Raw genomic sequence first — 13673 nt, 5'->3', positions numbered from 1 at the left:
GGTTGGCTGGTCGCATGCGAATTGAGCTCACCAGGTTTCGGGTGCGGGAAGGCGCGCGAGCCAAAGTTGACGAGTGGATGGCGTTCCTGAACGAGAATGAGGATGCAGTACGCGAGACTCTCGAACCCGAGGAGATGTACGTCGAGACGATCTTCCACGAAGTCGTGGACAACGTTGATTACCTCTACTGGTACAGCGTGCAGGGTGAGAGTGGGCAGTCTGTCAATCATTCTGAACACTGGCTCGACAAGCATCACGTCGCATTCTGGAAAGAGTGCATCGATGACACCTATCCGGGTGAGGACCTCACGCCGCGGGTGCACATGGTGCCACAGCGTGTGGAGGCAGCGATGGTGCCTCTCGTGTGCGAATAGATCGCGGCGATCATCCAGTTGCGCGCTGTTTGGCGCGTGTCGGATATTGTGATCAATATCATCGCGCACGACGCGCTGACCTCCAGGGTTCTTGTGGGCCTGCGCTGGCCGGCCCGAGAAGACGCTGTTACACCCTGTTGAGCTTAGACCATATATGGTCTAAGCTTGCGTTATGTGGAACGTGGACATCGAGCTGATCGCCGAATGGCTCGCTTCGCTGGACGATGATTCGCGGGTGCAGGTGATAGCTGCGATCGAGCTACTCGAAGAACGTGGCCCACAGCTCGGGCGGCCAATCGTTGACACTGTGTCGTCGTCACAACATCGCAACATGAAGGAGCTGCGGCCGGGTTCGGCTGGACGATCTGAGCTGCGCGTCTTGTTCGCATTCGATCCGGAGCGCTCAGCGATCATGTTGATCGCTGGCGACAAGGCTGGCAACTGGACGCGCTGGTACAAGACGAACGTTCCACTGGCCGACGACATTTTCGATGAACACCTGCGCAAATTGAGAGGAGAGTGACCGAAATGGCCCTGTCACTGAAGGACTTTGTCGCCGAGCATCCCGTGGACCGCGAGCGCGTCGACGCGCATAAGGAGAGGATGCTCGCCGAGACGCGCGCATACCGACTCCGTGAGCTTCGTGAAGATGCTGGTCTAACGCAGGCGCAGCTCGCTGCACGCATCGGCGTGGGTCAGCGTCAGGTCTCCAAGATCGAGCATGGCGACCTTGATAATGCGAAGGTCGGTACGATCCGCAATTACCTTGAGGCGGTTGGCGGCGGTCTGTCGATCGAGTATGTTCTGGGCGATCATCGCGTCCAAGTGGCCTGACAGGCTCCCGTGCGACGCCATGGCCATGCGTGCCTGAACTCGGTCGATTCCCGTGTCCAGAACGCAACCACACGAAAGCTGACGCAGACCCGCACTGCTCGATTCGTCGACTCGCGGTGCATACCGCCTGGCAACCGGTTAGAGCCACTAAACGAGGACCGCGTGGGACAGCACAGCATCCGCGTCAACGCACAATGGCGTCTCTGCTTCGTCTGGAGAGATGGAGGTGCAGACGATGTCGAACTCGTCGACGACCGCTGAGAGTGACCTGATCGAGCCGATCCGTCCGAGAGAGATCCTCATGGATGACTTCATCGAGGGGTTCGGCATTACGCAGCACAAGCTGGCGGCCTCGATCGGTGTGCCGCCGCGTCGGGTCAATGAGATTGTGCACGGTAAGCGCGCGGTCACCGCGGACACGGCACTACGGCTGGGGCGCTACTTCGCGATCGAGCCGCAGTTCTGGCTGAATCTGCAGTTGCGGCATGAGCTGGCACTGGCTGCAGTCCGCACCGCCGAACAGGTGGACGAGACTACGCCCTGGGAGCTGGCGTCGTGAAATCCAGCGATCAGTGCATCTTCTGCGACATCGTAGCTGGTTCCAGCCCTGCGACCATCATTGCGGAGAGTTCGCAGGCACTTGCCTTCTTGACGTTGACTGATTCTGCGCTGTCAGCCGGGCACACGCTTGTCGTGCCGAAGCAACACTGCCTTGGGGTCCTCGAGGCGACGTCCGAATCTCGCGCGGCGGTGGTTGAGCTTTGCAGCGTTATTGGTTCAGCGATGGTGGAGGCGAGGCTCGGTACGGGGGTTAATCTGCTGAGCGCCTGTGGTCCGGGGAGTGACCAGTCGGTTGCTCACTGGCACGTCCATGTGGTGCCGCGTCGTAACGGAGACGGCGTGGATACGTGGCCCGAGACGAACTCTGCTGTCACGGCGATCGATCAAGCGGCGGCTGGTGCTCGTCTCAGTGCGACGCTAGCGGCTGCCGTCTGAGCTTCCACGGTCCGCGTTGGAGACCCGGAGCGCTCGGAGGCCCTTGGTCGGCTGGGGGAACGTGCCGGGCGGCGGCTCGCCCACAGCTCCCGTGCCCGCATGCATCGAGAAGGGCCAGGTGGCCGAGTACGATCCCGATTCCACGGAGGCAGACCGTGAACTCGAATGACGCGCCTGGTCCAAGGTGCGTCCGCGCGGCGTGTGGTTGAATCCCTATCAGACTTGCCGATCAAAGCCTCAGCGCTTCGCTTGCGCAGCCCGCAGGCCGTTCAAAATCACGATGACTTCGGCGACCTCGTGTACCAACACGACGGCGGCCAGGCCCAGCACGCCGCTGATCGCCAGCGGCATCAACACGATGATGATGGCCAGAGACAGCACGATGTTTTGGTTGATGATCCTGCTGCCTCGGCGGGCGTGCTGTAGTGCCTTCGGGATTAGCCGGAGGTCGTGGCCGGTGAAGGCGACGTCAGCGGACTCGATCGCGGCGTCAGAGCCGGTTGCTCCCATCGCGATGCCCACCGTCGCGCCCGCCAGTGCCGGCGCGTCGTTGATGCCGTCGCCGATCATCGCTGTCGGCGTCTTAGAGGAGAGTTTGGCGACGATGCTTGCCTTGTCCTCCGGGCGTAGCTCAGCGCGCACGTCGTCGATTCCGGCGATTTCAGCCAGCGCCCGGGCGGTGCGAGTGTTGTCGCCGGTGAGCATGCTTACTTCCACGTCGTTGGCGTGCAGGGTCTGCACGGCTTCGGGCACCTCGGGCCGCAACTCGTCGCGGACCCCGATTGCCCCGGCGAGAGCGTCATCGACGGTGACCAGGGCGCAGGTCTGGCCCTCGGACTCCATGCGCTCAACGTCCGCTTTCAGTGGCTCGGCGTCGATCCATCGGGGGCTGCCCACAAGTACCCGTCGACCTTCGACGGTGCCGCCGATGCCATGCCCAGCTTCCTCGCTGATGTCCGAGGCGGTGGGCGCTTCGGGCCCCGCCGCCGCGATCGCCGCGGCGAGAGGGTGCGTCGATTGCTGCTCAACGGCCGCCGCGAAGGAAAGCACCTGCGTCCGATCGAATCCGTCTGCCGGGACCACTCCGGTAACCTCAGGCTGGTTGCGGGTAAGGGTTCCGGTTTTGTCCACTGCCAGGTGACGGATGCCGCCGAGTCGCTCGAACGCCGCGCCAGACTTGATGACCACTCCGAACTGGCTGGCTGCGCCGATCGCGGCCACGACCGTCAGCGGCACGGAGATTGCCAGCGCGCACGGCGACGCGGCGACCAGGACCACCAGCGCGCGGGTGATCCACGTCTCGGGGTCGCCCAGCACCGAGCCGATCACGCCGACCAGCACCGCCAGGATCATCACCCCGGGCACTAGGGGTCGGGCAATCCGGTCGGCGATCCGGGCGCGGTCGCCCTTTTCCGCCTGCGCTTGCTCGACCAGGTCCACGAGTGTGGTCAGTGAGTTGTCCGTTCCAGCTGCGGTCGTTTCGACCTCCAGCACGCCGGCGGAGTTGATTGCTCCCGCGGGCACCTCGTCGCCGGGCGCAACCTCCTCCGGAATGGATTCTCCGGTGATCGCTGAGGTGTCAAGGCTGGAGCGTCCGGAACGAATGATGCCGTCCGTGGCGATCCGCTCCCCGGGGCGTACGACCATGAGCTCGCCAACCACGAGGTCCTTTGCTACGACCTCGACTGCCGTGCCGTCGCGCAGTACCGCTGCGGTCTGCGGCACCAACTTCAACAGTGCCCGCAGTCCGCCCTGGGCCCGATCCATTGCCTTGTCCTCCAGCGCCTCGGCGATCGAGTACAGGAACGCTAGCGCTGCGGCCTCTCCAACGAAGCCGAGGATCACCGCGCCGACCGCGCTGATCGTCATCAGCAAACCAATGCCGAGCTTTCGCTTCGTGACAAGGTTCCGGATCGCTCCAGGTGCGAACGTGTAAGCGCCCAACAGCAGACCAAGCCAATACAGTACCGTCGCGGGCGTCTCCAAGTCGGACCAGTCCAGCGCCAGCCCTGTAATGAGGGCTACGCCGGAGAAGATCGGTAGCAGTAGCTCGGGGTCCTTCCACCATGGCCGATCGAGCTCTTCGATCTCCGTGGCGGGTTCGTGTTCGCATCCACATGCTGAACTCATGCGTCCGCTCCTTTCTCGCCGCAGCCGGGCACCGAGCACTCAGGGGCGATGCACGGGGCGTTTTCGTCGATAGCCAACGTCGCGTTAACTAGCGCGTCGAGCGCTGCCGCGAGGTGCGGATCGGCGATTTCGTAGCGAGTCTTGCGGCCCTCCGGCTTGGCGACGACGATGCCACAATCGCGCAGGCAGGACAGGTGATTCGAGACGTTCGAGCGGGTCAGATCCAAGCTTTGCGAAATCTCGGCCGGGTAGCCCGGACCGTCGAGTAGGGTCATCAGGATTCGGGAGCGCGTCGGATCAGCCATGGCCCGGCCGAGCCGGTTCATGACGTCGAGGCGTGAAGCAATAGTCAGCATGTACTGAACAATACAACGTGTGCCGAACTATTCAAAATGCACTGAACTGACATTGAAGCGAAGAGCTTGCGACCTGCAGGAATTACTCGATGGGATAGCCGGTAACTGGGCCTTCGCGGTTCGGCTGCCAACCGAAAGCGGGGGCGACATGCGTGGCGAAGTTGTCCAAGATCTTCACGTTGACGTCCACGCCCATCCCGGTGGGGATGATGATGAGCAGGGCGTCGGCGGACATGACGGCGGGATCGGCTTTGAGCTGCTCAATGAGCTTGTCGGGCTCAGCGGCGAAGGTGCGACCGAAGGTGGAGGCGCCGACGTCGGGAAGCATGCCCAGCTGATCGGAGCCGGTGGCCTGCATGCCGAACATCTGCATGTCCGCGCCGTCAGCGATGGGGAAGACGGAGCGCGAAACCGACGCGCGCGGCGTCCAAGCATGGCCCGCCGTCTTCCATGCGGCGCGGTAGCGACTGATCTGGTCTGCCTGGATTTCGCTCAGGGGCTCGGCGTTGGTCTCGGAGACCAGAGTGGACGACATCAGGTTGAGTCCGTCCTCGGCGGTTTGCTCGACAGAAGCGTGGGTGCCGGAGCCGTAGGAAATGTGCTAACGCAGCTCGGGCACCATGGGGACGACCGGCAGGGCGGAGCCGGGCTGGAATATGTTGGGCTACTGCCGGTCCAGCGGTGCGGCGGTGGCGAATCCGTTGCCGTCCACTGCAGCCATGAACGCTTCGAAGTGGCCTCGCTGGCACAGATAGCGCATCGTGTGTCTGTTTCGACTCAGTCCGAGGAGTGCGCGGCGAGCAGGCCGATGAACTCGTCAGCGGCGTCAAGCTGCTTGGCAAGCTTCGCGCGGCGTTCCTCCGCGTCGGTGCGGAAATCGTTCAGCGCCCGCCGGGCGCTCTCGGCGGCAGCACCGACGCCATCTGCGCCGTCGAGCGCCCGGAGTAGGTCGCCCATCTGATCGAGCGAGTATCCCAGTGGCTTCATGCGCCGGATCAGCAGGAGTCTGCCGAGATCGCCCTCAGTGTAGAGCCGGAACCCGCCCTCGGAGCGTCCGGAGGGTGTCAAGAGTCCGATCTCGTCGTAGTGGCGGATGGTGCGCTGCGACAGAGCTGTCCGCTCAGCCAGCTCTCCGATGTGCATCATTCCCGCTTCGGGCACGGGGGCCTCCTCATCTCATCGTCTCAGTTCGACACAACTCTCACGTTACGTTAGTGTTGACTCTCGTGTCCACATGAGACTGGACATGCCTCCGCCGTGGCGATCTATCGCCAGGCGAAGCCGCACGTTGTCGCGCACCACCAGACATTCTCCGCTCCTGGCCTGAGAGCGCCGCCCTGAACAGATGGAGGTACCGCATGGCCTTGCCCACTGCGACCAAAGAAGACAAGGGTCGGTACCGGCCCGAACCGTCGGTGCTCACCGCACTGAAGACCCCGCGCATCCTCACTCGCGAAGTTCTCGCAGGCCTGGTCGTGGCGCTGGCGCTCATTCCCGAGGCGATCTCGTTCTCGATCATCGCGGGCGTCGATCCACGTGCGGGCTTGTTCTCCTCATTCGTGATGGCAGTGTCCATCGCGTTCCTCGGTGGCAGACCCGCCATGATCACCGCGGCGACGGGCGCTATCGCTCTCGTTATCGCCCCCGTCGCCCGCGACTACGGCTTGGACTACTTCATCGCGACGGTGCTTCTGGCTGGGGTCTTCCAGATCCTCCTCGCCGTCTTCGGAGTCGCCAGACTCATGCGATTCATCCCGCGCAGCGTCATGGTCGGCTTTGTCAACGCGCTGGCGATCCTCATCTTCATGGCACAGGTGCCCGAACTCATCGGCGTGCCCTGGATGGTCTACCCCCTCGTCGCGGTCGGGCTGCTGATCATGGTCTTCATACCGAAGATCACTAAGGTCATACCGGCCCCACTGGTCTCGATCGCTCTGGTGACCGCCGCCGCGGTCGTCTTCTCGATCAACGTACCCGCAGTCGGCGACAAGGGTGAGCTGCCGCGCAGCCTTCCCGAGCTGTTCATACCGAATGTGCCGCTGACATGGGGGACTTTCACGATCATCGCGCCGTTTGCCCTCGCGATGGCGCTGGTAGGCCTGATGGAATCGCTCATGACGGCGAAGCTCGTGGACGATGTGACCGACACCCACTCGAACAAGACCCGGGAGAGCTGGGGGCAGGGCGTCGCGAACCTGCTCTCCGGCCTGTTTGGCGGCATGGGTGGCTGCGCGATGATCGGGCAGACCATGATCAACGTGAAGGCGTCCGGGGCCCGCACCCGCATCTCGACGTTCCTCGCAGGTGTGTTCCTCTTGGCCCTCATCGTCGTCCTCGGCGACATCGTTGCGATCATCCCCATGGCGGCGCTGGTCGCGGTGATGATCATGGTCTCCGTAGGTACCTTCGACTGGCACTCCATCAAGCCCTCCACCCTGCGCCGGATGCCTAAAAGTGAGACGACCGTCATGGTCATCACCGTCGCCGTCGTCGTCGCCACCCACAACCTCGCCGTCGGTGTCGTCGTCGGCGTGTTCGTCGCCTCTGTGATGTTCGTGCGCCGCGTCGCCCACCTCATCGACGTCAGGCGTGAGATCACTGAACAGGATGGCGCTCGGATCGCGCATTACACAGTCGAGGGTCAGCTCCTGTTCGCCTCCAGCAACGACCTCACCACCATGTTCGAGTACGCCGACGACCCTGACCGAGTCATCATCGACCTCACGAGATCCCACATCTGGGATGCCTCCACCGTCGCGGCGCTCGACGCAATCGAGACCAAATACGAACAGCACGGCAAGACGGTCGAGCTCGTCGGGATGAACGAGTTCACGACTGGGTTCCACGCCCGACTCACGGGAGGACTCGGCAACGGTCACTGACAGGGCTCAGGTGGGCCAGTCGGTCACGTCGGGGGCAACCGCGGCGCAGCCGCGGGCGGCAGCCGCTATCCAACGTCACAACCATGAGATGCGCTAGCGCATGTCGATGACACCGTTGGCCACCTCGATGTGTTTGGTGGTGGCCGCGACAGCACCGAGCAGCGGCATCGGGGCGGAGGCCTGCGGCACGAAGTAGTGGACTCGGAAGGACGCGTCGTTCACGCCGATTTCGTTCGCAGCCTGGGCGATCCAGATGAGTCTTGGCGATCTTTTCCGCGGATGACCCGCGCTGGCCACCGAAGGCGTAATGCCCGAAGCTTAAGAATCGGAACGCTTCATTGGATAACGCTCCTTTTGGTGGTGTTAACGAGAGAGTGACTTTGTAACGAGATATCGTGGACTTCAAGTTCAACGTCTAGGTCCGTGGCAAGTCGGTAGCACGTTTTTCGATTCGATGCTTCGGGGCACTATCGGGGTTCCCGGTGGTCTTCTTAGATTGAGGGGTGCAGATTTCCTAACCTAAAGCTCGTTTGAGCGTGCTATCCACTGGTGTGCCTCCGATGCTGCTGCTCATAAGGGGCGGGCGCTCCATGAATACAAGGCGTAGGTCGCGCCTGAGGCATAGTCCGAGTTTCCGCACCCCTGGCCTCTGGGGTACGCGCTAGTCCCGCTCGGCGTAGCGCACGAGGAGATCGTTGCCGATGACTGCGCCGTCGTTGAGCGTTGCCTCGTTCACCGTCGCCCCGGCTGCCCCCAGGCCCATAATGTGGCCAACCTCGTCACCGCGGGCGATGAGGTGGTCGGCGATGATACGCCGGTGGCAGCGCCACCACACCGCCTCGGAGCACATGATCGCGGTGGGGGTTTCGGCGGCGTTCACCCGTAGCTGCGAGAGCGCGTCCGAGAACTCCCCGCCCAGCGCATGGTCGGCGTAATTGTGGAAACTGCGGTTACGCCAGTTGCCGTTAACCTCAAAAGGCACCGAGTGGGACACGTTGCGCCGCCCGGTGAGGCCCTCACTTCTGCTGTAAGTGATGCCACATGTAGGAAGGTGTTCGGCAAGGGGGTCGCCGTTGAACCACGGGTACTTCCTGGACCCGGGCAGCTTGCGCACATCCACGATGGATGCCACACCGGCAGCCTTGATCATTTCAGCGAAGTCCTCGAACTCGAGGTTGGAGTGGCCCACGGTGAAAATGCGCATGTCGCCAATGCTACGCGTCAAGCGGTTACACCAACATTGGCGTCCAGGTATCGTGCATCGGCAGGTGGTCGGACCGGTAGAACGCGGAGGTAGCAGACAGGACGTTTGATGCATTCGCGCCCACCTTTCCGCCGTATAAATCCCATTTATGGCCGAGTATTCCGCACGGACCGTTCGGTTAAGTTTCAACGGATCGCTTGGGCGACATCGGAAGCCTGAGTTAATCGTATGTGGGGCGAATCCCATGTATGTCTTGTTTAAGGATGCCGCTGCACGAGGAGCGGGGCTGAGGCTACCTGGTGTGCACTCTATCTTTGCCGCACATAGCGGGGTGTGGTGGTTTTTAGCTGCTATTCACGAATGAGAAGGTGTTTTTGCAACGATACGTCGTCGAATTTAGGTTCAATGTGTAGCTCCCGTCTTGTATTTGGGAACACCCTTGCGCACGCTGAGACCCTGCCTGGCTCCGACCAGGCGTATTCGGACAAGCCGATACCGTGATCGATTTTCAGGTCTTGCCTCTCACCCTGTCAGACCGACCATGCGTGGCGGAGTTGTTTGTCGACGACGGGGGCTATGCTGAGCGCGTTCACGGGGCGGGGGCCGCACCAGAGGACATAGACGACCAATTCAATGCTCGGCCTGCGGCGTCTGTGCCCGAGCAAAAGCACACGATGGGACTCTGGGTTAGCAGGACTCTGGTCGGTGTTGCTGACCTGCTCGTCGACTATCCCGAGGTGAGGATTGCCCATCTGGGGCTATTGCAGATTCGCGCGGATCACCAGGGGCGGGGCTTAGCGGCCCAGTTCGATCGCAAGCTAATGGAGCTGTTCCCCGATGCTCGCGTGTGACGGCTGAGCGTGGTCGACACGAACAGTAGTGTTGTAGGTTTCTGGGAACGGATGGGCTACGCGCTGACCGGCGAGACCCGCCAGTGGACCAGCTCCAACGAGGCTGCACACGAGGCGCTGATCATGGAACGCACTGATTGAGTGAGCTGATTCTGGTACTGGTGATAGCGGTTCCAGCGCACGAAGCGCCTTAATGATCTCTGATTCATAGCGGTGAACGGTTTTAGAGCGCGGTCGAGTTCCGCATCAATAGCGAGCGTCGTTTCTAGGTCTGACCGAGCATGTTGGAGCCTTGTTAGGGCTCGTTAGCCCGTGACGACTTCGATCTCGAATCCCTCGGCATTCTCGATGAACAGTGCAGTGTGCTGGGGTCCTCCCGCATGGGGGTAGCGGTCTGCGAAGAGTTCGCTCCATCCGTGTTCGGTGCACTCGCGCCGCAACCGATCGAGTAACGAGCGGTCGTGGATACGCAGTGCGAGGTGATTGAGCCCTGCGCGCATCCGGTCATACGGGCCCGCGACAGCGGGAGACTGCTCAAGCACGATGTAGGCGCCAGTGGGGTGCCGCCAGGTTCGACCCTGCTGCCAGTCGAGCGAGTGGTCAGCTGCCCACCCAAGTTGAGACAGAAGCCAGTCGAAGGATGGCGCGGACGCGTTTACGTCGACGGTCCACAACTCGATGTGCTGCACTGGATTGAGCATGACGCATATAGTACGTCGGCTTACCCCATTCGCGAGGGACGGCGTTGAGCCGACCGGTTCCACTTGATGCGGGTGCCCGCTCGGGTTCACAGAGCCGCTGGCGAGGCGTTAGGCCGACTGAGATCGGCTACGGGACGCGATTGAGCTCCGGTTCAACGTGTAGTTCCGGTCGGTCGAGCCGTCGAGCGGTAGTGCTTTCACCCTCTGGGTGAGAGACGAAAACGCCTGATGTTTCCAGTCTCGGCCACTGTAGGCTGGTGGAGTGAATGTGACTCTCCGGCCGGTGAGTGCCGATGATTTCGACTTCTTGTGGACCTGGCGGCACGCGACGCCGGATGCCGAGTGGAAGCTGTGGGATGGGCCCTACTTCGAGGCCCCCGCGAATCCCAGCCGTGAGGAATTTGATCAGCGACAGCGTGCAGGATTGGGCAGTCATGATCGTCGGATCATCGAGGTCGATGGAGAGCCTGTTGGTCTCGTTTCGCGCTTTGAGGAGGAGCCCGCAGGCGGCGGCTGGTGGGAACTTGGCATCGTGGTCTTCGACCCACGTTGGTGGGGGAAGGGTATTGGCCGGGCGGCGCTCACCCAGTGGCTCGACCTGATCTTCGACGAGACTGACGCTCACGTCGTCACCCTTCAGACGTGGTCAGGCAACGAGAGGATGATCGCCTCAGCGAGACGATGCGGTTTCGTCGAGTGTGGCCGGATTCCCGAGGCGCGGTCGTGGAACGGCCGACGCTGGGACAGCGTGAAGATGTGCGCATTGCGTCCTCGTCCATCACTCTGGGAGTGCCGCATAGACACGCAGCTTCCGGATGACGTTGCGCGGCTTCTGGCGACAGTCCCGGAGTGGTTCGGCCTGGAAGAGGCGAATCAGGAGTACATCGACGCTGCCCGGCACATGGAGACGTGGTCTGTGCGCGACGAACATGGAAGGATCATCGGCGTGACCTTGGTCGACCGCGACTTCCCGATATCCGCCGACATTCACCTCATGGTCGTGGACCGAGCTTGGCATGGTCAGGGCGTTGGATCAGCCATGCTCAGGGCTGTGGCGTCAGCCTCCCGTGCCGATGGTGTTCGGCTGCTCCAAGTGAAGACCTTGGGGCCGTCGCATCCTGACGCTGGATACGCCCGCACCCGCCACTTCTACGAGAAGTGCGGATTCCTGCCGCTGGAGGAAACTGATCTGTGGGGTGATGACAACCCCTGCTTGTTCATGGTCATGCCTTTGTAAGGATCGCTGGGCTTCATGACCTGGGCTGCGGTGATCAGTCGTGCTTACCGGTGTCGTAACTCGATTGAGTTCAGGTTTAACGTCTAGCGTTAATGACGGCCCCCGTTATAGACTGGCTCCATGATCAGATCGTTCGGCGACAAGGCGACCGAACGGCTGTGGCGTCGTGAGCGCGTGCGGTCCATCGATCCGAGGATCCATCGCGTCGCACTGCGCAAGCTGCGTCAGGTGGGGTCCGCGGAGTCTCTCGAGGACCTCCGGGTCCCGCCCGGCAACCGGCTTGAGGCCCTCAAGGGTGATCGGGCCGGGCAGTACAGCATCAGAATCAACGACCAGTGGCGTATCTGCTTCGTGTGGAGCGACGCCGGACCGGAGGAGTTGCAGATCGTTGACTACCACTGACAGGATCGAGCCGATCCACCCGGGTGAGGTCCTCATGGAGGACTTCATCGAGGGCTTCGGCATCACGCAGAACAAGCTCGCCGTCTCGATCGGGGTTCCGCCGCGGCGGATCAATGAGATTGTGCACGGCAAGCGGGGCATCACTGCCGACACCGCGCTGCGGCTCGCGAAGTACTTCGGCACGTCGGCGGAGTTCTGGATCAACCTGCAGAGCCACTACGAGCTGGACCGTGCGGAGGACCTCGCGGAGGAGCAGATCGCGGCGATCACGCCCCTGCAGGTCGCGTGAGCTCTCGCAGACGGCTGGCCGTCGGGTCCGGTCTGGTGGTCGCAGGAGTAGCGGCTGTTGAAATCTTCGCCCGAATGAGAACTCCGAGCCTGTGCCGCGAGTCGTCGGGGGATCCTTGGCTCGTTCGTGAAGCCGAGACGATTCTTCGACGTTCGCGCGGGCCTCGAGACCGGGCCAGTATCGCAGTTATCGACAACGGTGTACTCCGTGAGGCTCATTTCGGTGCGGGTCGTCATACGCAGTACGAGATCGGTTCGATCACCAAGACGATGACGGCTGCGGTCTTTGCTGACATGCTGGAGCGCGGTGAAATAAGCCGACGGACTCCTCTGGGAACCTTCTTTGATCTGGCGAGCAGCGAGGTGGCTGCCATCGAGCTTGAAGAGCTTGCTACTCACACCAGCGGCCTGCCTAATATGGCGAGCACATGCTGCAACGTCGCTGATCTTGCTCTTTGGCCGTTGCTCGTGCATGACCCAAGTTCGTCAGTGACTCTCGAGCGTCTGATTGCGGATGCGAGCCGGTCTCGCCTGGGGCCAAGGGAATACGCATACTCAAACCTCGGCTACTCCTTGCTTGGGCAGGCGCTGGCTCGCCGAGCGGGAACGAGTTTTCCGCGACTGCTTCAAGAACGGCTGTTCGCACCATTGGGGATGGACGACACCTTCGTTCCAACAGATCCGACGTCGCTTGGAGTAGATGCGCCCCGCGGTTACTCGGTCATGTGGGGGCGGCGATCCGCGCCATGGACGTTGGGTGCTGAAGCGCCCAGTGGCAGTGTCCGATCGACCCTTGCTGACATGACTCGATATCTTCAGTCCCTGCTGGACGCCACCGCGCCGGGCACGGCTGCGATGGATCAGGCAGTCGTTGCCAGAGACGGTCTGCGCATCGGCTACGGCTGGCATATCGACCAGAACTCACTGGTGTGGCACAACGGCATGACCGGTGGCTTCAGCAGCTGGATAAGTCTTCAACCCGGCCGTGGGCAGGGCGTGATCGTACTTAGCAACACGATGAACTCGGTTGATGACCTTGGGATGGCACTGGCCCGCTCGCTGCCTTGAAGCACCAGTGAGGTAGGAAGCGTTCGCCGTATGTTTCTCCCCAGCGGAACTCGACCGTGTTCAGTTTTGACGTGTAGCGCTGTTGAGTCGCGTTATTTTTCTCCGTGTCTCACTGGATGCTGCTAAGGATGGTCTAGGCATCGAGCGGCAGCGTGAGTACTAAGCCATTGCGAGCAGCGTGACTTTTAGCCGTGGGATGTACGAGGCTTAGTCGATCTTGGTCTCTGAGAAATATGGAGATGGTCCCGGCCACGACGCGGGCATGCCTTGTGTTGGGATTGAGGTCGCCTCAGACGGCAGCCCGCACAGTTCGACTATTGGATCTCGATTGCGACGACACCGCGCCCGGC

The 13673-nt window shown here is 62.0% G+C and carries 19 protein-coding genes; 12 read left to right on the top strand and 7 right to left on the bottom strand.

From position 1 onward, the window contains the following. The first annotated feature begins 14 nt into the window (after window positions 1–14). The 6 genes from HMPREF3176_RS09300 (at window position 15) to HMPREF3176_RS09280 (ending at window position 2204) form a co-directional block, all read left to right on the top strand. Window positions 15–374, top strand: coding sequence for a DUF6176 family protein (locus HMPREF3176_RS09300; RefSeq protein ID WP_016664126.1), 360 nt, complete (start codon window positions 15–17; stop codon window positions 372–374). A gap of 172 nt (window positions 375–546) precedes the next feature. After that, window positions 547–897, top strand: coding sequence for a type II toxin-antitoxin system RelE/ParE family toxin (locus HMPREF3176_RS09295; RefSeq protein WP_016664127.1), 351 nt, complete (start codon window positions 547–549; stop codon window positions 895–897). A gap of 5 nt (window positions 898–902) precedes the next feature. Next, window positions 903–1208, top strand: a complete 306-nt coding sequence (locus HMPREF3176_RS09290; protein ID WP_016664128.1) for a helix-turn-helix domain-containing protein — start codon at window positions 903–905, stop codon at window positions 1206–1208. 9 nt (window positions 1209–1217) lie between these two features. Further along, window positions 1218–1469, top strand: a complete 252-nt coding sequence (locus HMPREF3176_RS10130; RefSeq protein ID WP_081976445.1) for a type II toxin-antitoxin system RelE/ParE family toxin — start codon at window positions 1218–1220, stop codon at window positions 1467–1469. Next, on the top strand, window positions 1444–1767 hold the full coding sequence (locus tag HMPREF3176_RS09285; protein WP_016664129.1) for a HigA family addiction module antitoxin: 324 nt from the start codon (window positions 1444–1446) through the stop codon (window positions 1765–1767). Before HMPREF3176_RS10130 ends, HMPREF3176_RS09285 begins: the two co-directional genes overlap by 26 nt. Further along, window positions 1764–2204, top strand: a complete 441-nt coding sequence (locus HMPREF3176_RS09280; RefSeq protein ID WP_016664130.1) for an HIT family protein — start codon at window positions 1764–1766, stop codon at window positions 2202–2204. Before HMPREF3176_RS09285 ends, HMPREF3176_RS09280 begins: the two co-directional genes overlap by 4 nt. Before the next feature lie 237 nt (window positions 2205–2441). Here the strand turns inward: HMPREF3176_RS09280 and HMPREF3176_RS09275 are convergent, their stop codons facing one another. From HMPREF3176_RS09275 to HMPREF3176_RS09260, 4 genes are all read right to left on the bottom strand, one after another. After that, window positions 2442–4334, bottom strand: coding sequence for a heavy metal translocating P-type ATPase (locus HMPREF3176_RS09275; RefSeq protein ID WP_070459957.1), 1893 nt, complete (start codon window positions 4332–4334; stop codon window positions 2442–2444). Next, a complete protein-coding gene (locus HMPREF3176_RS09270) occupies window positions 4331–4690 on the bottom strand; it encodes a Cd(II)/Pb(II)-sensing metalloregulatory transcriptional regulator CmtR (RefSeq protein WP_016664132.1) in 360 nt (119 codons plus the stop codon). The genes HMPREF3176_RS09275 and HMPREF3176_RS09270 overlap by 4 nt, the downstream gene beginning before the upstream one ends. An 82-nt stretch (window positions 4691–4772) precedes the next feature. Beyond that, entirely contained in the window at window positions 4773–5225 is a 453-nt protein-coding gene (locus HMPREF3176_RS09265; protein WP_016664133.1) for a hypothetical protein, read from the bottom strand. A 242-nt stretch (window positions 5226–5467) separates the two neighbouring features. Continuing rightward, the gene (locus HMPREF3176_RS09260) at window positions 5468–5851 is read right to left on the bottom strand and encodes a MerR family transcriptional regulator (RefSeq protein ID WP_016664134.1); all 384 of its coding nucleotides are present in this window, start codon (window positions 5849–5851) and stop codon (window positions 5468–5470) included. Between the two features lie 197 nt (window positions 5852–6048). Between HMPREF3176_RS09260 and HMPREF3176_RS09255 the strand changes: the two genes are divergently transcribed. Further along, a complete protein-coding gene (locus HMPREF3176_RS09255) occupies window positions 6049–7572 on the top strand; it encodes a SulP family inorganic anion transporter (RefSeq protein WP_070459954.1) in 1524 nt (507 codons plus the stop codon). A 93-nt stretch (window positions 7573–7665) separates the two neighbouring features. Here the strand turns inward: HMPREF3176_RS09255 and HMPREF3176_RS10605 are convergent, their stop codons facing one another. Together HMPREF3176_RS10605 and HMPREF3176_RS09250 are read right to left on the bottom strand one after the other, a co-directional pair. Continuing rightward, window positions 7666–7794, bottom strand: a complete 129-nt coding sequence (locus HMPREF3176_RS10605) for a hypothetical protein (protein WP_034372423.1) — start codon at window positions 7792–7794, stop codon at window positions 7666–7668. 439 nt (window positions 7795–8233) lie between these two features. Continuing rightward, window positions 8234–8776, bottom strand: a complete 543-nt coding sequence (locus HMPREF3176_RS09250) for a DUF488 domain-containing protein (RefSeq protein ID WP_061211168.1) — start codon at window positions 8774–8776, stop codon at window positions 8234–8236. Window positions 8777–9273: 497 nt separating this feature from the next. Here HMPREF3176_RS09250 and HMPREF3176_RS09245 point away from each other — a divergent pair, with 497 nt between their 5' ends. Further along, on the top strand, window positions 9274–9627 hold the full coding sequence (locus tag HMPREF3176_RS09245; RefSeq protein WP_034372429.1) for a GNAT family N-acetyltransferase: 354 nt from the start codon (window positions 9274–9276) through the stop codon (window positions 9625–9627). A gap of 305 nt (window positions 9628–9932) precedes the next feature. Here the strand turns inward: HMPREF3176_RS09245 and HMPREF3176_RS09240 are convergent, their stop codons facing one another. Beyond that, on the bottom strand, window positions 9933–10328 hold the full coding sequence (locus HMPREF3176_RS09240; protein ID WP_070459951.1) for a VOC family protein: 396 nt from the start codon (window positions 10326–10328) through the stop codon (window positions 9933–9935). A 262-nt stretch (window positions 10329–10590) separates the two neighbouring features. Here HMPREF3176_RS09240 and HMPREF3176_RS10600 point away from each other — a divergent pair, with 262 nt between their 5' ends. The 4 genes from HMPREF3176_RS10600 to HMPREF3176_RS09220 all read left to right on the top strand — a co-directional run bounded on the left by HMPREF3176_RS10600 (window position 10591) and on the right by HMPREF3176_RS09220 (window position 13323). Next, complete coding sequence (locus HMPREF3176_RS10600; protein ID WP_083286357.1) at window positions 10591–11565, top strand: GNAT family N-acetyltransferase; 975 nt, start codon at window positions 10591–10593, stop codon at window positions 11563–11565. Between the two features lie 120 nt (window positions 11566–11685). After that, on the top strand, window positions 11686–11967 hold the full coding sequence (locus HMPREF3176_RS09230; protein WP_070435232.1) for a type II toxin-antitoxin system RelE/ParE family toxin: 282 nt from the start codon (window positions 11686–11688) through the stop codon (window positions 11965–11967). After that, window positions 11954–12256, top strand: a complete 303-nt coding sequence (locus HMPREF3176_RS09225) for a HigA family addiction module antitoxin (protein ID WP_016664140.1) — start codon at window positions 11954–11956, stop codon at window positions 12254–12256. Before HMPREF3176_RS09230 ends, HMPREF3176_RS09225 begins: the two co-directional genes overlap by 14 nt. Before the next feature lie 74 nt (window positions 12257–12330). Continuing rightward, complete coding sequence (locus tag HMPREF3176_RS09220; protein ID WP_141740568.1) at window positions 12331–13323, top strand: serine hydrolase domain-containing protein; 993 nt, start codon at window positions 12331–12333, stop codon at window positions 13321–13323. Window positions 13324–13673 lie beyond the last annotated feature (350 nt).

Source organism: Dermabacter sp. HMSC08H10 (genome assembly GCF_001807585.1).
In the GTDB taxonomy this organism is placed as follows: Bacteria; Actinomycetota; Actinomycetes; order Actinomycetales; family Dermabacteraceae; genus Dermabacter; species Dermabacter hominis.
This window is presented reverse-complemented; position numbering and strand designations above follow the sequence as displayed.

Excerpts from the sequence above, each read along its gene's own strand:
- HMPREF3176_RS09270 (WP_016664132.1), bottom strand. The coding sequence starts at position 4,690 with ATGCTGACTATTGCTTCACGCCTCGACGTCATGAACCGGCTCGGCCGG.
- HMPREF3176_RS09255 (WP_070459954.1), top strand. The coding sequence starts at position 6,049 with ATGGCCTTGCCCACTGCGACCAAAGAAGACAAGGGTCGGTACCGGCCC.
- HMPREF3176_RS09250 (WP_061211168.1), bottom strand. The coding sequence starts at position 8,776 with ATGCGCATTTTCACCGTGGGCCACTCCAACCTCGAGTTCGAGGACTTC.
- HMPREF3176_RS09220 (WP_141740568.1), top strand. The coding sequence starts at position 12,331 with ATGAGAACTCCGAGCCTGTGCCGCGAGTCGTCGGGGGATCCTTGGCTC.
- HMPREF3176_RS09285 (WP_016664129.1), top strand. The coding sequence starts at position 1,444 with ATGTCGAACTCGTCGACGACCGCTGAGAGTGACCTGATCGAGCCGATC.
- HMPREF3176_RS09240 (WP_070459951.1), bottom strand. The coding sequence starts at position 10,328 with ATGCTCAATCCAGTGCAGCACATCGAGTTGTGGACCGTCGACGTAAAC.
- HMPREF3176_RS09230 (WP_070435232.1), top strand. The coding sequence starts at position 11,686 with ATGATCAGATCGTTCGGCGACAAGGCGACCGAACGGCTGTGGCGTCGT.
- HMPREF3176_RS09275 (WP_070459957.1), bottom strand. The coding sequence starts at position 4,334 with ATGAGTTCAGCATGTGGATGCGAACACGAACCCGCCACGGAGATCGAA.
- HMPREF3176_RS09265 (WP_016664133.1), bottom strand. The coding sequence starts at position 5,225 with ATGTCGTCCACTCTGGTCTCCGAGACCAACGCCGAGCCCCTGAGCGAA.
- HMPREF3176_RS09295 (WP_016664127.1), top strand. The coding sequence starts at position 547 with ATGTGGAACGTGGACATCGAGCTGATCGCCGAATGGCTCGCTTCGCTG.
- HMPREF3176_RS09300 (WP_016664126.1), top strand. The coding sequence starts at position 15 with ATGCGAATTGAGCTCACCAGGTTTCGGGTGCGGGAAGGCGCGCGAGCC.
- HMPREF3176_RS09290 (WP_016664128.1), top strand. The coding sequence starts at position 903 with ATGGCCCTGTCACTGAAGGACTTTGTCGCCGAGCATCCCGTGGACCGC.